This is a genomic window from Streptomyces sp. NPDC007917 (assembly GCF_042959105.1).
Lineage (GTDB): Bacteria > Actinomycetota > Actinomycetes > Streptomycetales > Streptomycetaceae > Streptomyces.
In genome coordinates, this window is the sequence record NZ_JBIBKK010000052.1 from 1 (window position 1) to 23,879 (window position 23,879).

Sequence of the window (23,879 nt, forward strand, 5' to 3'; positions counted from 1 at the left end):
GGTCGGTTCCTGGAGATGGGCAAGACCGATATCCGTGACGCGGAGACGGTGGACGGTGAGTATCTGCCCTTTGATCTGGCGGACGCGGGTCTGGACCGGACGCAGAGCATGCTGGTCGAGCTGATGGAGCTGTTCGAGGCGGGTGTGCTGCGTCGGCTTCCGGTGACGGCGTGGGATGTGCGGCGGGCGCGGGATGCGTTCCGTTACATGAGTCAGGCCAAGCACACGGGCAAGATCGTGCTGACCATGCCGCGTGAGTGGGACCCCGAGGGCACCGTGCTGATCACCGGGGGCACCGGCGGCCTCGGCAGCAGGCTCGCTCGCCATCTCGCCGCCGAATGGGGCATGAAGCACCTGCTGCTGGTCAGCCGCCGCGGGCCGGACGCGCCCGGCGCGCCCGAACTGCGGGAGGAGCTGAGTGCCCACGGGGCCGATGCCACCATCGTCGCGTGCGACGTGGCGGACCGCGACGCGCTGACCGCGCTGCTCGCCGAGGTTCCCACGGAGCATCCGCTGACCGCGGTCATCCACACCGCGGCCGCGCTCGACGACGGCGTGATCGCGTCGCTCACACCCGAGCGGCTGGCCACGGTCTTCGGCCCGAAGGCGGACGCGGCCTGGCATCTGCACGAGCTGACCCGCGACCTGGACCTGGCCGCGTTCGTGACGTACTCCTCGGTCGCGGGCCAGCTCGGCGGCGCGGGGCTCGGCAGCTACGCCGCGGCCAACGCCTTCCTCGACGCGCTGGCCGAGCACCGCAGGGCCCAGGGCCTGCCCGGTCAGTCGCTGCTGTGGGGGCCGTGGGCCCAGGACGGCGGCATGACCAGCGAGCTCACCGACACGGACATCCACCGGCTCAGCGCGGCCGGAATGCCGCTGCTGACCGAGGAACAGGGCGTCGCGCTGTTCGACGCGGCGATGACCTGCGACGAGCCAGTTGTGGCCCCCGTGCGCCTCAACCTCGCCGCGCTCCGTGCGCAGGGCGATGTCCCGGGGCTGCTGCGCGGTCTTGTCCGGACGAACCGCAGGACGGCGGGCGGCGCCTCCGCCTCCGACTCCGGCGCGGCCGCCGCGCTGACCCGGCGGCTCGCCGGGCTGCGCGAGGCCGACCGTCTACGCCTGCTGATCGATCTCGTACGCGGCCAGGCGGCCGCCGTGCTGGGACACCCCTCACCGGACGCGGTGGAGGTCCGGCGGGAGTTCCGCGAGCTGGGCTTCGACTCCCTGACCGCGGTGGAGCTGCGCAACCGGCTGAACACGGCCACCGGGCTCCGGCTGCCCGCCACGTTGGTGTTCGACTACCCCACCCCGACCGTGCTGGCCCAGTTCCTGCTGCGCGAGCTGCTCGGCGAGCACGGCCAGGCGATCCTGCCGGCAGCCGTCACCCCGGGCGCCGCGGACGACCCGATCGTGATCGTCGGGATGAGCTGCCGCTACCCGGGCGGCGTCCGGTCGCCGGAAGACCTGTGGCGGCTGGTTGCCGAGGGGCGCGACGCCATCGCCGAACTGCCCACCGACCGCGGCTGGCGGCTGGACGGCGACACCGGCTACGAGGGCGGTTTCCTCTACGACGCCGCTGAGTTCGACGCGGGTTTCTTCGGGATCTCGCCGCGCGAGGCGGTGGCGATGGACCCGCAGCAGCGGCTGCTGCTGGAGACCGCCTGGGAGGTGTTCGAGCGCACGGGCATCGACCCCGCCTCGGTCCGCGGCACCGACGCGGGCGTCTTCATCGGCGCGACCGGCTTCGGCTACCTTCCGCCGCAGGAGTCCCGCGGCCACCATATGACCGGGCAGGCCACCAGTGTGATCTCGGGGCGGCTGTCCTACACCTTCGGACTGGAGGGCCCGGCGGTCACGGTGGACACCGCCTGTTCCTCCTCGCTGGTGGCGATGCACCTCGCCGCCCAGGCGCTGCGCACCGGCGAGTGCTCGCTGGCGCTGGCAGGCGGTGTGACGGTGATGTCGACGCCGGTCGGCTTCGGCGAGTTCAGCGAACAGGGCGGCCTGGCGCGCGACGGCCGGTGCAAGGCGTTCGCGGAGGGCGCCGACGGGACCGGCTGGTCGGAGGGTGTCGGCCTGGTGGTGCTTGAGCGGCTGTCGGACGCGCGGCGCCTTGGGCATGAGGTGTTGGCGGTGGTGCGGGGTTCGGCGGTGAATCAGGATGGTGCGTCGAACGGTCTGACGGCGCCGAACGGTCCGTCGCAGCAGCGGGTGATCCGTCAGGCGCTGGCGAACGCCGGTCTGACGACCTCGGACGTGGATGCGGTGGAGGCGCACGGTACGGGGACCACGCTGGGCGACCCGATCGAGGCCCAGGCACTGCTCGCCACCTACGGGCAGGATCGTGAGCTGCCCCTGAGGCTGGGCTCCATCAAGTCCAACTTGGGGCACACCCAGGTCGCGGCCGGCGTCGCCGGTGTGATCAAGATGGTGATGGCGCTACGGCACGGCCTGCTGCCGCGCACACTGCACGTGGACGAGCCGTCCACGCATGTGGACTGGTCGGCGGGTGCGGTGGAGCTGTTGACCGAGGCCGTGGAGTGGCCGGAGACCGGGCGTCCGCGCCGGGCCGGTGTCTCCGCGTTCGGCGTCAGCGGCACCAATGTGCACACGATCCTGGAGCAGGCCCCGCCGCCCGCCGAGCCCAAGCCGGACGACCAAGAAGCCCCCGCCGTTACCCCTGCCGCCCTCCCCTGGGTGGTGTCGGCGAAGACGGCAGAGGCGTTGCGTGGACAGGCCGTCAATCTGGTCTCCCACGTGGAGGGCCGCCCCGAGGCGACGCCGGCCGACATCGGTCACTCGCTGCTGTCCACGCGGTCGGTGCTGGAGCACCGGGCCGTGGTGATCGGTGGTGACCGTGAGGAACTGCTGTCCGGTCTGCGCGCCCTGGGTGATGACGATCCCTCGGCCGCGGTGGTTCGAGGTGTGGCTGATGTCGAGGGGAAGTCGGTGTTCGTCTTCCCGGGGCAGGGTTCGCAGTGGGCGGGGATGGGTGCCCGGCTGCTGGAGGAGTCCCCGGTATTCGCGGAACGGCTGGCCGAATGCGCTGCCGCTCTTGTGCCGTTCATCGACTGGTCGCTGATGGACGTCGTACGGCAGGCGCCGGGTGCTGCGTCGTTGGAGCGGGTGGATGTGGTCCAGCCGGTCTCCTGGGCGGTGATGGTGTCGCTCGCGGCCGTGTGGCGTTCGTGCGGTGTGGAGCCGGACGCGGTGGTGGGTCACTCCCAGGGTGAGATCGCGGCGGCGTGTGTGTCGGGTGCGTTGTCGTTGGAGGACGGCGCGCGGGTGGTGGCGCTGCGCAGTCAGGCCATCGCGCGGCGGCTTGCGGGTGCCGGTGGTATGGCGTCGGTGCCGCTGCCGGTCGCTGAGGTGGAGGCGCGGCTGGAGCGGTGGGATGGCCGGGTGTCGGTTGCCGCCGTGAACGGGCCTCGGTCGGTGGTGGTCTCGGGTGATCGGGAGGCGTTGGACGGGCTGATCGAGGAGTGGAGCGGCGAGGAGGTCCGTATTCGGCGGATCGCCGTGGACTACGCCTCCCACTCCGCCCATGTCGAGGAGATCCGCGAGGAGCTGCTGGAGCGGCTGGCGCCGGTGCGTCCGCGCGCGGCAGAGGTGCCGTTCTTCTCCACGGTGACCGGTGACTGGCTCGACACCACGGGCATGGACGCGGACTACTGGTACCGCAATCTGCGGCAGACGGTGGGCTTCGAACCGGCCATCCGCGCCCTGCTGGCGCAGGAGCACCGGGCGTTCATCGAGGTCAGCGCCCACCCCGTCCTCACGATGGCCGTCCAGGAGACCATCGACGCCACCGGCGACCACGCCGTCACGGCCGGCACGCTACGCCGGGACGAGGGTGGTCTCGACCGCTTCCTGACCTCGCTGGCCGAGGTCTTCGCGCGCGGTGTCGACGTCGTCTGGGCGGGCATGTTCGCCGACACCGGCGCTCACCGCGTCGACCTGCCCACCTACGCGTTCCAGCGCGAGCGCTACTGGCCGGACGAGACCAGGCCCGGAGCCCCGTCCGTCGAGACGGACACCGCGGACGCGGAGTTCTGGTCCGCCGTCGAACAGGAAGACCTGGAATCCCTCGCCGACTGGCTGGAGATCGACGGAGGCTCGCTGGGCGCCGTGCTGCCCGCGCTCTCCGCCTGGCGCGGCAGGCGCCGTGAGCAGTCCACCGTGGACTCCTGGCGCTACCGGAGCGAGTGGCGGCCGCTGCGCATGTCCTCGGTGCCGGTGCTGACCGGGACCTGGCTGGTCGTCACCGCCGACGGCATCGCGGACGGCGAGGTGACCGCGGCTCTCGCGGGACACGGCGCACAGGTCCGGCGGCTGGAGCTGGACGAGTCATGTGTCGACCGCGCCGAACTCGCCTCCCGGCTCCAAGGCGTCGACGGCATCGAGGACATCCGCGGCATGGTGTCGGTCCTGGCCTTCGCCGAGCGGCCGAGCGTCACCTACCCGGCGCTGCCCACCGGGCTCGCGCTGAGCCTCGCGCTGGTGCAGGCGCTGGACGACATCGACGCCGCGGCACCGCTGTGGTGCCTCACCCGGGGAGCCGTGTCGACCGGCCGTTCGGACCGGCTGACCAGTCCCGTACAGGCGCAGGTACTCGGCCTGGGCCGGACGGCCGCGCTGGAGCACCCGCGCCGCTGGGGCGGTCTGGTGGACCTGCCCGCCGAACTCGACCAGCGCGCCGCACAGCGGCTGGTCGGCGCACTCGCCGGGACGGAGGGCGAGGACGGCGAGGACGAGTTCGCGATCCGGCCCTCCGGAGTGTTCGTACGCCGCGTGGTGCGCACACCCGCCGACGACCTCGCCCCCAAGGGCCGTTGGCAGCCGCGCGGCACCACGCTGATTACCGGAGGCACCGGTGTGCTGGGCCAGTATCTGGCCCGGTGGCTCGCGCACAACGGGGCCGAACACCTGGTGCTGACCAGTCGGCGCGGCATGGCGGCGTCCGGCGCCGCCGAGCTGGTGGCCGAATTGGCCGAGCTGGGGACGACCGTGGAGGTCGTGGCCTGCGACGTGGCGGACCGGGACGCGGTGGCGGCCATGATCAGCCGGCTCACGGGCGAGGGGAGGGTCATCCGCACCGCCGTCCACGTGGCCGCGTTCATCGACCTGGTCTCGCTGTCCGCCACCGACCACGAGACGTTCGCCGCGGTCGTCGACGCCAAGGTCGCGGGCGCCCGCCATCTGCACGAGCTGCTGGACGACGAGCAACTCGACGCCGTCGTGTACTACTCGTCGATCGCGGGCATCTGGGGCAGCGGCGACCACGGCGCGTACGGGGCGGCCAACTCCTACCTGGAGGCGCTGGCGGAACACCGGCGCGCCCAGGGTCTGCGCGCCACCTCGATCGCCTGGGGCATCTGGCGCGACGACCAGGTGCGGGTCGACCCGCGGCAGATCCTCGGCAGCGGTCTGCGCTATATGCAGCCCGAGCTCGCCCACACCGGTCTGCGGCGCGCACTGGACGACGACGAGACACTGCTGACGATCGCCGACATCGACTGGGATCGCTACTACCCGGTCTACACCTCGGTGCGCCCCAGCCCGCTGTTCAGCGAGGTGCCCGAGGTGCGCAGGATCCTCCAGAGGGCCGAGGACACCGTCGCCGCGTCCGCCGACGGCGAGTTCGCCGCGCGGATCCGTGGGCTGTCCGCAGCCGAGGGGGAGCGTGCGCTGATGGACCTGGTGCGCGCCGAGGCGGCGGCCGTCCTGGGACACGCCTCCTCGGACGCGATCTCGGAGCGCCGGGCGTTCCGGGATGTCGGATTCGACTCGCTGACCGCGGTGGACCTGCGCAACCGGGTGGCCAGGGCCACCGGTCTGACCCTGCCGAGCACCCTGGTCTTCGACTACCCGAGCCCGGTGGCCCTGGTGGAGTTCCTGCGGTCGCGGATCGTGGGCTCGGCCGTGGCGAGGCCGGGTACGCCCGCCCCCACGGTCTCCGCGGCCTCCGACGAGCCGATCGCGATCATCGGTATGGCCTGCCGTTTCCCCGGCGGGATCGGCTCGCCGGAGCAGCTGTGGGAGGTGGTCGCGGGCGGACAGGACGTCATCTCGGAGTTCCCCGCCGACCGCGGCTGGGACGCGGAGCGGCTGTACGACCCGGACCCGGACAAGCCCGGCAAGACGTACTCGACCCGCGGTGGCTTCCTGCACGACGCGGCGGAGTTCGACGCGGACTTCTTCGGCATCTCGCCGCGTGAGGCGCTGGCGATGGACCCGCAGCAGCGGCTGCTGCTGGAGACCTCCTGGGAGGCGTTCGAGCGGGCCGGAATCGACCCCGCGTCGGTCAGGGGCAGCCTGACGGGCACGTTCATCGGCTCCAGCTACCAGGACTACGGCTTCGGCCCGCACACCGGCTCGGAGGGGGCGGAGGGCTACCTGCTCACCAGCTCGGTGCCGAGCGTGCTGTCGGGCCGGATCTCGTATCTGTTCGGCCTGGAGGGCCCGGCGGTCACCCTGGACACCGCGTGCTCCTCGTCGCTGGTGGCGCTGCACCTGGCGTGCCAGTCGCTGCGCAACGGCGAGAGCACGCTGGCGCTGGCCGGTGGTGTCACGGTGATGACCACCCCCGGCTCGTTCCTGGCCTTCAGCCGCCAGCGCGGGATGGCCGCGGACGGCCGGTGCAAGGCCTTCGCCGAATCGGCCGACGGGATGAGTCTGTCCGAGGGCGTGGGGCTGCTCCTGGTGGAGCGGCTGTCGGACGCCCGGCGCAACGGCCACCCCGTGCTCGCGGTGGTGCGCGGCTCGGCGATCAACCAGGACGGCGCGTCGAACGGCCTGACCGCGCCCAACGGCCCGTCCCAGCAGCGGGTGATCGGCCAGGCCCTGACCAACGCCAGGCTGACCGCGAACGACATCGACGCCGTGGAGGCGCACGGCACGGGGACCACCCTGGGCGACCCGATCGAGGCCCAGGCCCTGCTCGCCACCTACGGACAGGAGCGCGAACGGCCCCTGCTGCTGGGCTCGGTCAAGTCCAACCTCGGCCACACCCAGCTGGCCGCCGGCGCCGCGAGCGTGATCAAGATGGTCATGGCGATGCGACACGGCGTACTGCCCAAGACGCTGCACATCGACGAGCCGACGTCCCACGTGGACTGGTCGTCCGGTGCGGTGGAGCTGCTGACCGAGCAGGCCGCGTGGCCCCGGACGGGGCATCCGCGCAGGGCCGGCATATCGGCGTTCGGCATCAGCGGCACCAATGCCCACGCCATCCTGGAGCAGGGACCGCAGCCGGAGGCCGAGGACGGCCCGGTGGCGCCCCCTGCGCCCGCTCGGGCGCCGGGCGTGGTGCCGGTGGTCGTGTCGGGGAAGTCGGAAGAGGCGCTGCGGGCGCAGGCGGCACGGGTGGTTGCCCGCGTCGAGGAGGAGCCTTCCGGCCTCGGACTGGTCGATCTGGCGTTTTCGCTGGCGACGTCGCGGTCGGGGTTCGAGCGGCGCGGTGTCGTGCTGGCGGGGACACAGGTGGGGGCGCTGGAGGGTCTGCGGGCCCTGGCCTGTGGCGAGTCGGATGTGAATCTGGCGCAGGGCCTGGCCCGGGAGGACCGCGTCGTGGCGTTCCTGTTCTCGGGCCAGGGCAGTCAGCGGGCGGGGATGGGCCGGGAGCTGTACGAGGCCTTCCCGGTGTTCGCCGAGGCGCTGGACGAGGTGTGTGCGCACCTGGACGCGCATCTGGACCGTCCGTTGCGGGAGGTGCTGTTCGCGGAGGCGGGTTCGGCCGAGGCCGAGCTGCTGGACGGGACGGCCTGGACCCAGCCGGCGCTGTTCGCCGTGGAAGTGGCGCTGTTCCGGCTGGTGGAGTCCTGGGGAGTGCGGCCGGACTACGTGGCCGGGCATTCGGTCGGGGAGATCGCGGCGGCGCATGTGTCCGGGGTGTTCTCGCTGGCCGACGCGTGCACGCTCGTGGCGGCCCGGGCCCGGCTGATGGGGGAGCTGCCGTCGGGCGGGGCGATGGTGTCCCTGCAGGCGACGGAGGAGGAGGTGGCTCCGTACCTCGATGACCGGGTGTCGATCGCGGCGGTCAACGGCCCGCGTTCGGTGGTGATCTCCGGCGAAGAGGCCCCCGCGCTGCAGATCGCCACCAGGTTCGCGGGAGAGGGCCGCAAGACTAGGCGTTTGCGGGTCTCGCATGCGTTTCACTCGGTTTTGATGGACGGGATGGTGGCGGAGTTCGGGCGGGTGGCCCGGGGCCTGGCGTATGCGGCTCCGGTGGTGCCGTTGGTGTCCGGCCTGACCGGTGAGCCGGTGACGGCGGAGCTGGTGGGCGGACCTGAGTACTGGGTGCGTCAGGTGCGCGAGGCCGTGCGCTTCGCCGATGGGGTGCGCTGGCTGGATGGGCGTGGCGTGAGCGCCTATCTGGAGATCGGCCCCGATGGTGTGCTGTCGGCGATGGCTCAGGAGAGCCTGTCGGAGCAGTCGCCCGCCGCCACGGTGGTGGCCTCCGCGCTGCGGAAGGGGACGGAGGAGGAGCGCGCGGTGGTCACCGCGCTGGCCCGGCTGTACGCCCACGGGGTGGAGGTCGACTGGCCGGCGTTCTTCGCGGGCACCGGCGCCCGCCGGGTGGACCTGCCGACCTACGCCTTCCAGCACCGGCGCTACTGGCCGGAAGTGCCGGCTCCGGCACCCGCCGCGGACGCGGACCTCGGGGACGCGGACACCGACTTCTGGGCCGTGGTCGAGGGGGAGGACCTGGAGTCCCTGGCCTCGCGGCTGGAGGTCGACGGCGACTCGCTCGGCGCGGTGCTTCCCGCGCTGACCACCTGGCGCCGCCGCCGGCATGAGCAGTCGATCGTGGACGGCTGGCGCTACCGGGTCAGCTGGACACCGCTGGCCGACCCGGCCCCCAAGGCCCGGCGCGGCAGCTGGCTCGTGGTCGTCCCCGCCGACCGGGCGGACGACGCGTGGGTGACCTCCGTGGCCGAGGCCACGCCCACCCAGGCGATATGTGTCGAGATCACCGAGCCGGACCGCGCCGCACTGGCCGGCCGGCTGCGTGAGGTGGCGGCGGAATCAGGCCCGTTCGCGGGCGTTCTCTCCCTGCTCGGAGCGTACGAGGACACCGCCGCCGGACACCCCGGCGTACCTGCGGGCGTGGCCCTGACGACCACGTTGGTGCAGGCCCTGGGCGACGCGGACATCGAATCGCCGCTGTGGGCCGCCACCCGGGGCGCGGTGTCGGTGAGCCGATCGGACACCGCGCCGAGCCCGGCACAGGCGGCCGTCTGGGGCCTCGGCCGGGTCGCGGCGCTGGAGCACCCGGAGCGCTGGGGCGGGCTGATCGACCTTCCCGTCACCCTCGACCGGCCCGCCGGCCGCCGACTGGCCGCGGTGCTGTCCGGAGCCGGCGACGAGGACCAGATCGCGGTGCGGTCCTCCGGCCTCTTCGGCCGGCGCGTCGTCCACTGCCCAACCGAACCGGAGGTGGACGAGACCGGCTTCACCGCCACCGGAACGGTCCTGATCACCGGTGGCACCGGCGGACTGGGCGGCCATGTGGCCCGCTGGCTCGCCCGCAGCGGCGCCGCGCACCTGGTGCTGACCAGCCGTCGGGGCCCCGACGCCCCCGGTGCCCGCGAACTGCGCGACGAACTCACCGAGCTGGGCGCACGGGTGACGATCGCCGCCTGCGACGTGTCCGACCGCGAGGAACTGGCGGCCGTGCTGGCCGGCCTCCCCGACGACAGCCCCCTCACGGGCGTCGTACACACCGCGGGCATCGCCCAGGCCGCCGCGCCGCTGGACGGCGCGAGCGACGTCGAGACGGCCGAGGTGATGACCGCCAAGGTGGTCGGCGCGGCCAACCTCGACGCGCTGCTCGGCGATCGTGACCTCGACTTCTTCGTGCTCTTCTCCTCGGTCGCCGCCACCTGGGGCAGCGGCGGACAGGGCGCCTACGGCGCGGCCAACGCCTACCTGGACGCACTGGCCGAGGCGCGTACGGCCCGGGGGCTGACGGCGACATCCGTGGCCTGGGGCGCGTGGGCCGACGGCGGAATGGCCGCCGCCGACGGCGCCCAGGACTACCTGGCGCGCCGCGGACTGGTTTTCATGGCGCCGGAGACCGCCATCGCCGGGCTGAGCAGCGCCCTGCGGAACCGGGACGTGACCGTCGCGGTCGCCGACATCGACTGGGACCAGTTCGCCCCCGCCTTCACCCTGGCACGGCCGAGCGCGCTGCTGCGCGACCTGCCCGCGGTGCGCCGAGCGCTCACCGCCGACGTACCCGCGCGGTACGACGACGAGTCGCTGACCTCGCTGCGCGGACGGCTGCGGGGCATGCAGGACGACGACGAACGGCTCGACGCGCTGCTCGGTGTCGTCCGGGAGCAGGTGGCCCTGGTGCTCGGCCACTCGGGCGGGGACGCCATCGAGACGGACCGGGCCTTCAAGGACCTCGGCTTCGACTCGCTGACGGCGGTGGAGCTGCGCAACCGGCTCGCCACCGCGACCGGCCTGGCCCTGCCCGCCACCCTGGTCTTCGACTACCCGTCCCCGGCGGCGCTCGTCGACCACCTCCGCGCCGAACTGCTCGGCGAACGGCCCGCCCCGGACGGCTCGGCCCTCCCCGCCGCCTCCGTCGCCACGCGGCCGAGCCGCACATCGACACTCGCGGACGACCCGATCGCGATCGTCGGGATGAGCTGCCGCTACCCGGGCGGTGTCCGCTCGCCCGAGGACCTGTGGCGCCTGGTGACCGAGGAGCGCGACGCGATCTCGCCGTTCCCGGCCGACCGGGGCTGGAGCCTCGACGCGGACAACGCCTTCGAGGGCGGATTCGTCCACGACGCCACCGAGTTCGACGCCCGGTTCTTCGGCATCTCACCGCGAGAGGCGCTGGCCATGGACCCCCAGCAGCGGCTGCTGCTCGAGTCCGCGTGGGAGGTGTTCGAGCGGGCCGGAATCGACCCGGCGGGGCTGCGCGGCAGCGACGCGGGCGTCTTCATCGGCGCGACCGGCGGCGGCTATGTCGCCCCGGAGGAATCGCTCGGCCACATGATGACGGGCCAGGCGACGAGCGTGGTGTCCGGCCGGCTGTCCTACACCTTCGGCCTGGAGGGCCCGGCGGTCACGGTGGACACCGCGTGCTCCTCCTCCCTGGTGGCGATGCACATGGCCATGCAGGCGCTGCGCGGCGGCGAGTGCTCGCTGGCCCTGGCCGGTGGCGTGACGGTGATGTCCAGCCCGGCCGGGTTCGCCGAGTTCCGGCAGCAGGGCGGACTGGCGCGCGACGGCCGGTGCAAGTCCTTCGCGGAGGGCGCTGACGGGACCGGCTGGTCGGAGGGTGTCGGCTTGGTGGTGCTTGAGCGGTTGTCGGATGCGCGGCGTCTTGGGCATGAGGTGTTGGCGGTGGTGCGGGGTTCGGCGGTGAATCAGGATGGTGCGTCGAATGGTCTGACGGCGCCGAACGGGCCGTCGCAGCAGCGGGTGATCCGTCAGGCGCTGGCGAATGCCGGTCTGGCGGCGTCGGACGTGGACGCGGTGGAGGCCCACGGTACCGGGACCACGCTGGGCGACCCGATCGAGGCGCAGGCGCTGCTGGCCACCTACGGGCGGGAGCGGGAACTGCCCCTGCGGCTCGGCTCCATCAAGTCGAACATCGGCCACACCCAGTCCGCCTCGGGCGTCGCCGGTGTGATCAAGATGGTGATGGCGCTGCGGCACGGGCTGCTGCCGCGCACACTGCACGTGGACGAGCCGTCCACGCACGTGGACTGGGCCAGCGGCGCGGTGGAGCTGCTGACCGAGTCCGTGGAGTGGCCGGAGCACGGCCGTCCACGCCGGGCCGGTGTCTCCTCCTTCGGCATGAGCGGCACCAACGCCCACGCCATCCTGGAGCAGGCCCCCGAGGACGCGGCGGACGCCGAGGGCGCGGTGGACACCAAGGGCGCGGAGGACGACGCACCCGCCGCCGACGCCGTGGCGGTGCCTTGGGTGGTGTCCGCGAGGACGGCTGAGGCGCTGCGCGGGCAGGCGGTCAGCCTGCTGTCCCATGTGGAGGGCCGCCCCGAGGCGACGCCGGCCGACATCGGTCACTCGCTGGTATCCACGCGGTCGGTGCTGGAGCACCGGGCGGTGGTGATCGGTGGTGATCGTGAGGAACTGCTGTCCGGTCTGCGCGCCCTGGGCGATGATGATCCCGCGGCGGGTGTGGTTCGGGGTGTGGCCGATGTCGAGGGGAAGTCGGTGTTTGTCTTCCCGGGGCAGGGTTCGCAGTGGGCGGGGATGGGTGCCCGGCTGCTGGAGGAATCTGTGGTGTTCGCGGAGCGGTTGGGGGAGTGTGCTGCCGCTCTTGCGCCGTTCATCGACTGGTCGCTGATGGACGTCGTACGGCAGGCGCCGGGTGCTGCGTCGTTGGAGCGGGTGGATGTGGTGCAGCCGGTGTCGTGGGCGGTGATGGTGTCGCTCGCGGCCGTGTGGCGCTCCCATGGCGTGGAACCGGATGCGGTGGTGGGCCACTCGCAGGGCGAGATCGCCGCCGCGTGTGTGGCCGGTGCGCTGTCGCTGGAGGATGGCGCGCGGGTGGTGGCGTTGCGCAGTCAGGCCATCGCACGGCGGCTTGCCGGTGCCGGTGGTATGGCGTCGGTGCCGCTGCCGGTCTCTGAGGTGGAGGCGCGGCTGGAGCGGTGGGACGGCCGGGTGTCGGTCGCCGCCGTGAACGGGCCCCGGTCGGTCGTGGTCTCGGGTGATCAGGAGGCGTTGGACGGGCTGATCGAGGAGTGGAGCGGCGAGGAGGTCCGTATCCGGCGGATCGCTGTGGATTATGCCTCCCACTCCGTCCACGTCGAGCAGATCCGTGAGGAGTTGCTGGCGGAGCTCGCTCCGGTCGCCCCGCGCGCGGCAGAGGTGCCGTTCTTCTCCACGGTGACCGGTGACTGGCTCGACACCACGGGCATGGACGCGGACTACTGGTACCGGAATCTGCGGCAGACGGTGGGTTTCGAGCCGGCCATCCGGGAGCTGCTGGCCCGGCGCCACCGCGCGTTCATCGAGGTCAGTGCGCATCCGGTGCTGACGGTTGGGGTTCAGGAGACGGTCGACGACGTGGATGAGACCGCCGTGGTCGCCGGCACGCTGCGCCGCGACCAGGGAGGACTGGACCGCTTCGCCCTGTCGCTGGCCGAACTCTTCGTCCGAGGCGTGCACACCAGCTGGTCCGGCTTCTTCACCGCGACCGGCGCCCGCCGCGTCGACCTGCCGACCTACGCGTTCCAGCGGCAGCGGTTCTGGCCCGAGGCGGCCGAGGCCGAGCCGCTGCCCGGCGACAAGGACGCGGTGGACGGGGAGTTCTGGGCCGCCGTCGAGCAGGAGGAACTGGAGTCCCTGGCCGCGCGGCTGGAGGTCGACGCCGACTCGCTCGGCGCCGTGCTGCCCGCGCTGTCGTCGTGGCGGCGCCGGCGGCGCGAGCGCTCCACGGTCGACGGCTGGCGCTACCGCACCACATGGAAGCCCGTGACCGCGGACGCCGCAGCCCCCTCGGGAACCTGGCTGGTGGTCATTCCGCAGGGCCTGGCCGATGACGCGTGGGTGTCCGCCCTGTCGGACGCGGTGGGAGCCGACGCGGTGCGGCTGGAGGTCGGGGACGCCGATCGTGCCGCACTCGCCGACCGCCTGGCGTCCTCCGTCGCCGAACGCGCCGAACGCGCCGAACGCGCCGAACGCGCCGACGGCGCCGACGGTGCCGCCGGCACGGACGGCGCGGAGTTCGCGGGTGTGGTGTCGCTGCTGGCGCTGAGCGAATCCGCCCTTCCCGACTACCCGTCCGTTCCGGCCGGAGTGGTGTTGACCGCGACCCTGATGCAGGCCCTGGGCGACGCGGGGATCGAGGCGCCGGTGTGGGCGGTCACCCGCGGCGCGGTGTCGTTGGGCAGCTCGGACCGGGCGACGGCCCCGCTGCAGAACGCCGTCTGGGGCCTTGGCCGGGTCGCGGCGCTGGAGTACCCGCGCAGCTGGGGCGGTCTGATCGACCTGCCGGCCGACCTGGACGACCGGATCCTCGCCCGCTTCACCGGCGCGCTGGCCGCCCCCACGGGGGAGGACCAGGTGGCGATCCGCTCCACCGGCGTGTTCGGCAGGCGGATGGTGCAGGCCCCGGCCGAAGTGTCGGACCAGCCGTGGCAGCCGAGCGGTACGGTGCTCATCACCGGCGGCACGGGAGCGCTGGGCGGACACGTCGCCCGGTGGCTGGCAGCCAACGGCGCCGCACACCTGCTGCTGACCAGCCGTCGTGGCCCCGACGCCCCCGGCGCGGACGAGCTGCGCGCCGAGCTGACCGCCCTGGGCGCCCAGGTCACCATCGCCGCGTGCGACGTGGCCGACCGGGACGCCGTGGCCGACCTCTTGGCCACCGTCCCGGCCCAGCACCCGCTGACCGGGGTCGTCCACACGGCAGGTGTGCTCGACGACGGCCTGATGGACGGGCTCACCCCCGAGCGCTACGAGCCGGTCTTCCGCTCGAAGGTGGCCTCGGCGCTGCTGCTGGACGAGCTGACCCGTGATCTGGACCTGGCGGTGTTCGCCCTGTTCGCGTCGTCCTCCGGCACGCTCGGCAGCCGTGGCCAGGCGAACTACGCGGCGGCCAACGCCGTACTGGACGCCCTGGCCGAGCGGCGCCGCGCCGATGGCCTCGCCGCGACCTCGGTGGCATGGGGACTGTGGGCCGGCGCCGGAATGGCCGCCGACACCCCGGTGGAGGCGGTGTCCCAGCGGGCCGGTGTGGTCGCCATGGACCCGAACCTGGCGGTGAGGGCGCTGGCCCAGCTGGTCACCGGCGCGGAGCCGACCGCCTTCGTCTCGGCCCTCGCCTGGGACCGGTTCGCGCCCACCTTCAGCGCGGTCCGGCCCAGCCCGCTGCTGAGCGAGATCCCCGAGGCCCGGCGGGCCATGCGGGCGGTGTCGGACGAGGCCGCCGACGGCACCGGCGAGTCGCTGAGCGAGCGGCTGGCGCGGATGCCCGAGCCGGAGCGTGTCTCGGCCGTCGTGGGGCTCGTACGCAAGACGGCCGCGGCGGTGCTCGGGTACGACTCGGCCGATGCGGTCGAGTCCGGTGTGCCGTTCCGCGACCTGGGCTTCGACTCGCTGACCGCGGTGGAGTTCAGCAACCGGCTGTCCGCCGCCACGCGACTGCGGTTGAAGCGGGCGCTGGTGTTCGACTACCCGAGCCCGACCGCGCTCTCGCAGCACCTGCTGGAGCAGTTGCTGCCGGGCGGCACGGGTGGCACCGACGACAAGGCCACGGCCGACGGGGCGGGCGGCCACGGCCAGGTGCTCGCCGAGATCGACCGGCTGGAGGCCACGCTGGCCGCCGCCACCACCCGGCGGGAGACCCGTCTGCAGGTCAGGGAACGGCTGACCAAGCTGCTCGCCCAATGGGGCGACGAGGACCTGGACGGTGGCCCCGGCGGAGTCGACGAGCAGCTGCTCCAGGCGTCCGACGAGGAGGTGTTCGACTTCATCGGCAAGGAGTTCGGCATCTCCTGACACCGGCATCTCCTGACAGTCGCCACCAAGGTCCGCGGCCATTGAATTGAGAGAGATTCAGATGGAAAACGAAGACAAGCTCCGTTACTTTCTCAAGAGGGTGACCGCCGACCTCCACGAGACCCGGCAGCGCCTGTGGGAAGCCGAGTCCGGACGGCATGAGCCGGTCGCCGTCGTGGGCATGGGATGCCGGTTCCCCGGCGGAGTGGACGGCCCCGAGTCGCTGTGGGAGCTGCTGGCCGAGGGGCGGGACGTCATCTCGCCCTTCCCGGCCAACCGCGGCTGGGACACCGCCGCGGTGTACGACCCGGAAGAGCGGCAACGGGGCACCTCATACGTCCGGGAGGGCGGGTTCCTCACGGACGTGGGGGGCTTCGACCCCGCGTTCTTCGGGATCTCCCCGCGCGAGGCACTGGTGATGGACCCCCAGCAGCGGCTGCTGCTCGAAGTCTGCTGGGAGGCCCTGGAAAGGGCCCGGATCGACCCCCTTGCGCTGCGCGGCAGCCGCACCGGCGTGTTCGTCGGCAGCAACGGCCAGGGCTACGGCCGGCTCGCGGCCCGCAGCGAGGGCGCGGTGGACTACATGACCACCGCCACCACCTCCAGCGCGCTGTCCGGGCGGGTGTCGTACGTGCTGGGTCTCGAGGGCCCGGCACTCACCGTGGACACCGCGTGTTCGTCGTCCCTGGTCTCGCTGCACCTGGCCGCGCAGGCGCTGCGCCAGGGAGAGTGTTCGCTCGCCCTGGCCGGCGGCGCGACGGTGATGGCCGATCCCGGCCTGTTCATCGGGTTCAGCAGGCAGGGCGGGCTGGCCGCGGACGGCCGCTGCCGTACCTTCGCGGCCGGGGCGAGCGGCACGGCGTGGGGGGAGGGCGCCGGGATCCTCGTGCTGGAGCGGCTGGCCGACGCCCGCGCCAACGGGCACCGCGTACTCGCCGTGATCAGCGGCAGCGCGGTGAACCAGGACGGCGCGTCGAACGGCCTGACCGCCCCCAACGGGCCCGCGCAGGAGCGGGTCATCCGTGCCGCCCTGACGAGTGCCGGGCTGACCACCGACGACGTGGACGCGGTCGAGGCGCATGGCACCGCCACCCCGCTGGGCGACCCGATCGAGGCCGAGGCGCTGCTGGCCACGTACGGCCAGGGCCGCACCGCCGATCCGCTGTGGCTCGGCTCGATCAAGTCCAACATGGGCCACACCCAGGCCGCCGCGGGTGTGGCGGGCGTCATGAAGATGGTGCTGGCCATCGAACACGGACTGCTGCCGAAGTCGCTGCACATCGACGAGCCGACGCCCGCCGTCGACTGGAGCGGCGGAGCGGTGTCTCTGCTGGCGGAGGCGCGCCCGTGGCCGCTGACGGACCGGCCCCGCCGCGCCGGAGTGTCGTCCTTCGGGGTCAGCGGCACCAACGCACACCTCATCGTCGAGCAGGCCCCGCAGCCCGCCGAATCCACCGAACCATCCGTGCCCGACGCACCCCCGGCGCCCGCCCCGGCCGCGCCTCCCGTGCTCGCCTACCCGCTGTCGGCCCGTACCGGCCAGGCCCTGCGGGCACAGGCCGGCCGCCTGCTGGCACACCTGGAGGCCCACCCCGCCACCGCCACCGCCGGCATCGGCCTGTCCCTGGCGACGACCCGGGCCGCACTCCAGCACCGGGCGGCCGTGGTCGCCGCCGACCGGGACGAACTGCGGACCGCCCTCACCGCCCTCGCCGACGGCGCACCCGCCCCCGGCGTGGTCCAGGGCATTGCGGGCGACGGCCACCTGGCCTTCCTGTTCACCGGGCAGGGCGCCCAGCGCGTCGGCATGGGCCTGGAACTCCACCGCCACCACCCGGTGTTCGCCGAGGCCTGGGACGCCGTGGCCGCCGAGCTGGACAAGCATCTCGACCGCCCCTTGGGCAGTGTCGTACACGGAGCGAACCAGAGCCTCCTCGACCGGACGATGTACGCCCAAGCGGGCCTGTTCGCCCTGGAAGTGGCCCTGTTCCGGCTGCTGGAGTCCTGGGGGACACGCCCCGACTACCTCCTGGGCCATTCGATCGGCGAGCTCGCGGCGGCCCACGTGGCGGGGGTGTTCGACCTTCCCGACGCCTGCGCGCTGGTGGCCGCGCGCGGCCGGCTGATGCAGGCGCTGCCCGGTGACGGGGCGATGCTGGCGGTGCGGGCCCGCGAGAGCGAGGTCCTGCCGCTGCTGGACGAGCGGGTGGCGGTGGCCGCCGTCAACGGGCCCGAGTCCGTGGTGGTCTCCGGCGACGCCGAGGCCGTCGACCGGCTCGCGGACCGCTTCCGCGCCCTGGGCCGCAAGACCAAGCGGCTCCAGGTCGGCCACGCCTTCCACTCCCCGCTGATGGAGCCGATGCTGGCCGAGTTCGAGAAGGTCGCCCGGGGCCTGTCGTACGCGCCACCGGCCATCACCGTGATCTCCGATGTCACCGGCGAGGCGGCGAGCGCCGAGCAGCTGGCCGACCCCGCGTACTGGGTCTCCCACGTACGCCGGACGGTGCGCTTCCACGACGGCGTCCGCTGGCTGGCCGACCGGGACGTCACCCGGTACATCGAACTGGGCCCGGACGGAACACTCTCGGCGTTGGCACAGGAGTCCATCGGCCGGGAGAACGCACTCTGCGTCCCCCTGCTGCGCGAGGGCCGCCCCGAGCCCCGCACGCTGCTGACCGCCGTGGCCCGGCTCCATGTGAACGGCGTGTCTCCCGACTGGGCCGCGGTCTTCGCCGGCTCCGGCGCACACCACGTCGATCTGCCCACCTACGCCTTCCAGAACGAGCACTACTGGCTGAACCCACCGCCCGAGGAGCCCGGAGCCGACCGGCTGGGGCTCAGCCCGGCGCGCCACCCGCTCCTCGGCGCCCGGCTGGCTCTGGCCGAGGACGACGGCCATGTCTTTACCTGCCACCTGTCGACGCGCGCCACCCCCTGGCTCGCCGATCACATGATCGCGGGCTCGGTGCTGTTCCCGGGCACGGCCTTCGTCGAGCTGGCCCTGCACGCCGGACACGAGGTCGGCTGCCCGCTGCTTGAAGAGCTCACCCTCCACGCGCCCGTACCACTGCCCGAGGGCGGCGGCGTCCGGCTGCAACTGCTGGTGGGCGGCCCGGACGAGGCCGGCCGCAGGCCGCTGACCGTGTACGCCCGCCCGGACGGCGGGCCCGGCGACACGGACGACAGCGCCGAGTGGACCCGGCACGCCGTGGGAACGCTCGCGCCGGGCCGGCAGGCCCTCGCCGAACCGCTCACGGCGTGGCCACCGGCCGGGGCGGACCCGATCGACCTCGACGGCTACTACGACCGGCTCGCGGAAGCGGGCTCCGACTACGGCCCCGCGTTCCGAGCGCTGCGCGCCGCATGGCGCCTGGGCGACCAGGTGTTCGCCGACATCGAGCTGGACCGGGAACACCATGCCGCGGCCGAGTCCTTCGGGGTGCACCCGGCGCTGCTGGACGCCGCCCTGCACGCGGTGGGCGGGCTGCGCCAGGACCAGGACCAGGACCAGGACCAGGGCCCGGGCGCCCGGATCCCGTTCGCCTGGCAGGACGTGGCCCTGCACGCGGTCGGCGCGTCGTCCCTGCGGGTACGGCTGACCCCCACCGGCTCCGACGGCGTGTCGGTGCTGGCCGCCGACACGACGGGCCAACCGGTCGCCACCATTGGTTCGCTGGTACTGCGGCCCGTGTCCCCGGCCGACGGCGTGTCGCACCGCCGACGGGGCGACTCCCTGTTCGGCGACTCCCTGTTCGGCGTCGACTGGCTGCCGGTGGCCGTCCCACCCGCCGACGCCGACGAGACACCGGCGGCCGGCGGCTGGGCGCTGATCGGCCCGGAGGGAACCGCGCTCGCCGATGCCGCCGATGTCCGGCACCCCACCCTGGCCGACCTCGCTGACGCGGTCGACCGGGGCGCGCCGGTCCCCGCGTACGTCCTCGTCGACCGCCACGCGCCGCCCGGCGACCTGCCGACGGCGGTGCGCACGGCGCTGTACGACACGCTCGCGCTGGTCAGGGGATGGCTGGCCGACGACCGGTTCGCCGCCTCACAGCTCGTGGTGGTCACCCGGGCGGCCGTCTCCGCCCTGCCCGGCGAGGACGCCGTGGCACCGGCGCTCGCCCCGGTGTGGGGACTGCTGGCCTCAGCGCAGGCCGAACACCCGGGCCGGATCGTCCTGGCCGACCTGACCGGTACCGGCACCAGCGGCGACGGCACCAGCGGCGACGGTCCCGACGGCGAGGGCACTGGCACCAGCGGCGACGGCACCGGCGACAGCGGCCCGGCCGACGCCGCGGCGCTGCGCGGCGCACTGGCCTCCGGCGAACCCCGCGTCGCCGTGCGCGGCGGCGAGGTCTACGCCCCCCGGCTGACGCGGCTCGCCGCCCCGCGCCCGGGGCCGGCACCCTGGGCCGATGCGGCGGGCACCGTACTCATCACCGGCGGCACCGGCGGCCTCGGCAGCCTGGTGGCGCGGCACCTGGTGGCCCGACACGGCGTACGCCATCTGCTGCTGACCAGCCGGCGCGGCCTCGACACGCCCGGCGCCACCCGGCTCCGTGACGAACTGAGCGCCGAGGGCGCCCAGGTCACCGTCGCCGCCTGCGACGTGTCCGACCGGGCGGCACTGGCGGACCTGCTCGACTCCATACCGGCCGACCGGCCGCTCACAGCCGTGGTGCACACGGCGGGAGTGCTCGACGACGCGACCGTCGAATCGCTCACCCCGGAGCGGGTGGACACCGTGCTGCGGCCCAAGGTCGACGCGGCGTGGAATCTGCACGAGCTCACCGGGGACCTGTCCGCCTTCGTCCTCTTCTCCGCGGCCGCCGGCCTCCTCGGCGGGCTCGGCCAGGGCAACTACGCGGCGGCCAACACGTTCCTCGACGCGCTCGCCCAGCACCGCCGCACCCTGGGACTGCCCGCCGTCTCCCTCGCCTGGGGCGCCTGGGAGCCCCAGGACGGAATGACCGGCACCCTCACCGACACCGACCTCGACCGGATGAGCCGCCACGGCACCCGGATGATCTCCGCCGAGCAGGGTCTGGAACTCCTCGACGCCGCACTGGCCGTCGACCGCGCCGTGGTGGCCCCGTTCCGGCTCGACACGGCGGCCCTCGAGAAGCTGCCAGACGTCCCGCCGCTCCTGCGCCAACTCGTACGGGGCCCGGCCCGCCGTGCGGCGCGCCGGGGCGCGCCCGAACCCACGGAGCTCGCGGCCCGGCTCGCCGGCGTGGCGGAGGCCGAACGGCCCCGCATCCTCGTCGAGCTGGTGCGCGGTCAGGTGGCCGCGGTCCTCGGATACGCGGCCACCTCCCAGGTCGAGGAGGGCCAGGCGTTCAAGGACCTCGGCTTCGACTCGCTCACCGCACTAGAACTGCGCAACGCCCTCAACGCGGCGACCGGTCTGCGGCTGCCCGCCACCTTGATCTTCGACTATCCGACGGTCCGCGAGCTCGCCGGACATCTGCACGACGAGCTGGCGGCGCCCGGCAGCGCGGTGCACACCACCGCCGGCGCCGGCCCGGCGCGCCCCGCCGCGCCCGCGGACGACGACCCCATCGCCATCGTGTCGATGAGCTGCCGCTACCCCGGCGGCGTCCGCTCACCCTCCGATCTGTGGGACCTCGTCATCGCGGACCGGGAAGGGATCTCCGGGTTCCCCGACGACCGGGGCTGGGACCTGGAATCCCTCTACGACCCCGAGCCCGGACACCAGGGCACCACCTACACCCGCGAGGGCGGCTTCCTGGAGGACGCGGGCGCCTTCGACGCGGGCTTCTTCGGCATCTCGCCCCGTGAGGCGCTGGCGATGGACCCGCAGCAGCGGCTGCTGCTGGAGACCTCCTGGGAGGCGCTGGAGCGGGCCGGGCTCGACCCGCTGTCCCTGCGCGGCAGCGACACCGGCGTCTTCGCCGGGATCATGTACCACGACTACGCGAGCGGCAACGCCGACTTCCCCCCGGAGTCCCTGGGATTCCTCGGCACCGGATCGGCGGGCAGTGTGCTCTCCGGCCGGATCTCCTACACCTTCGGCTTCCAGGGGCCGGCGCTGACGGTCGACACCGCCTGCTCCTCGTCACTGGTCGCACTCCATCTCGCCACCCAGGCGCTGCGGCAGGGCGAGTGCTCGATGGCGCTGGCCGGCGGAGTGACGGTGATGGCCGGCCCGGAGACCTTCCTCGACTTCGGGGCGCAGGGTGGCCTGGCCGCCGACGGCCGCTGCAAGTCCTTCGCGGACGCGGCCGACGGGGTGAGCTGGGCCGAGGGGGCCGGCGTCGTGGTCGTGGAGCGGCTGTCCGACGCGCGCCGCAACGGCCACCCGGTGCTCGCCCTGGTCCGCGGCTCCGCCGTCAACCAGGACGGCGCGTCCAACGGCCTGACCGCACCCAACGGCCCCGCACAGCAGCGGGTCATCCGGCAGGCCCTCGCGAGCGCCGGGCTGTCGGCCGCCGACGTCGACGCCGTGGAAGGACACGGCACCGGTACCACGCTGGGCGACCCGATCGAGGCCCAGGCGCTGCTGGCCACCTACGGACAGGACCGCGCCCCCGACCGGCCGCTGCTGCTGGGATCGATCAAGTCCAACATCGGCCACACCCAGGCGGCCGCGGGGGTGGCCGGTGTGGTGAAGATGGTGCAGGCGATGCGCCACGGGCTGCTGCCGCGCACCCTGCACGTGGACCAGCCGTCCTCCCATGTGGACTGGTCGGCCGGGGGCGTGGCGCTGCTCACCGAACCCACGCCGTGGCCGGAGACCGACGGCCCGCGCCGCGCGGCCGTGTCGTCCTTCGGGATCAGCGGAACCAACGCACACATCATCCTGGAACAGGCGCCGCCGTCCCGGCCCCAGCCCGTACGGCCCGTCCCAGCCGCAGACGCGGCCCCCGGCCTTGAGGCGGGGCGCGACCCGGACGGCGGGCAGGTCGCCGTGGAGCGGCAGGAGCCCGTCGTCGTGCCGTGGCTGCTGTCGGCCAAGACACCGCAGGCGCTGCGGGCGCAGGCGGCCGGGCTGCTGCCCCTCGTGGCCGATCCGGCAGACCCGGCAGACCCGCGCCCGCGTTCGCTGGACATCGGATACTCGCTCGCGACCTCGCGCTCGGCGTTCGAACATCGCGCGGTGATCCTCGCCGAGGACCCGGGAGGCGCCCGGCAGGCGCTGACCGCGCTGTCCCACGGCGAGAGCACCGCCCCACTGATCGTGGGCGACGCGCGCGCCGGCGGCTCGACCGCGTTCCTCTTCGCCGGACAAGGCTCCCAGCGGCTGGGGATGGGGCGAGAACTCGCTGACCGCTTCCCGGTGTTCGCCACCGCGCTGGATCAGGTGCTCGACGAGCTGGACCGCCACCTGCTCCGCCCCGCCCGGCAGGTGCTGTGGGGCTCGGACGACCAGCTGCTGGATCGCACGGACTTCGCCCAGGCCGCGCTCTTCGCCATCGAGGTGGCCCTGTTCCGGCTGGCGGAGTCGTGGGGGCTGCGGCCGGACCACGTGGCGGGCCACTCGATCGGGGAGATCGCCGCCGCGCACGTGGCCGGTGTGCTGTCCCTCGCGGACGCCTGCGCTCTGGTGGCCGCCCGGGGCTGGCTGATGTCCGAACTGCCCTCCGGCGGAGCCATGGTGGCCCTGCAGGTGGCGGAGGACGAGGTGTCCGGCCTGACCGGCGACCGAGTGAGCGTCGCCGCGGTCAACGGCCCCCGGTCGGTGGTGATGTCCGGCGACAAGGACGTGATCGACGAGATCGCGGCCCGGTTCGGGGCCGAGGGGCGCAAGACCCGCATGCTGAGGGTGTCGCACGCGTTCCACTCGGTGCTGATGGAGCCGATGCTCGACCGGTTCCGGGCCGTGGCCGAGGGACTGACGTACCACACGCCCACGATTCCGTTCGTCTCGAGCGTCACGGGCGCGGCCGCTGACCCGGAAGACCTCTGCTCCGCCGAGTACTGGGTGCGGCACGTCCGGGCCACCGTGCGGTTCGCCGACACCGTCCGCTTCCTGGCAGGCCAGGGCGTCTCGCGCTTTGTGGAGCTGGGCCCGGACGGGTCTTTGAGCGCGGCGGCCCAGGAGTCGGTGACCTCCGATACGGCGGTGTTCGTCCCCCTCGTACGCAAGGACCGGCCGGAGCCCGCCGCAGCGCTCACCGCGCTCGCACGACTGCATGTCCACGGCGCGCCGGTGGACTGGTCCGTGTTCTTCGCGGACAGCGGCGCGCGACGGATCGACCTGCCCACCTATCCGTTCCAGCACGAGCGCTACTGGGCCAAGAGGCGCCGCGGTGTGGGTGATCCGGTGTCGTTGGGGTTGGGTGGGGTGGGGCATCCGGTGTTGGGTGCGGTGGTGGTGTGTGCGGGTTCGGATGGGGTGGTGTTGACGGGTCGGTTGTCGC

General features: G+C 73.5%; 2 protein-coding genes. Both read left to right on the plus strand.

Going from position 1 to position 23,879, the window contains the following annotated elements:
* The first annotated feature begins 48 nt into the window (after window positions 1-48).
* The gene (locus ACFZDL_RS46620) at window positions 49-15,495 is read left to right on the plus strand and encodes a type I polyketide synthase (RefSeq protein WP_391194535.1); all 15,447 of its coding nucleotides are present in this window, start codon (window positions 49-51) and stop codon (window positions 15,493-15,495) included.
* Between the two features lie 61 nt (window positions 15,496-15,556).
* Window positions 15,557-23,879, plus strand: an 8,323-nt coding sequence (locus ACFZDL_RS46625; RefSeq protein ID WP_353597147.1) for a type I polyketide synthase, incomplete at its 3' end; no start/stop codon positions are given.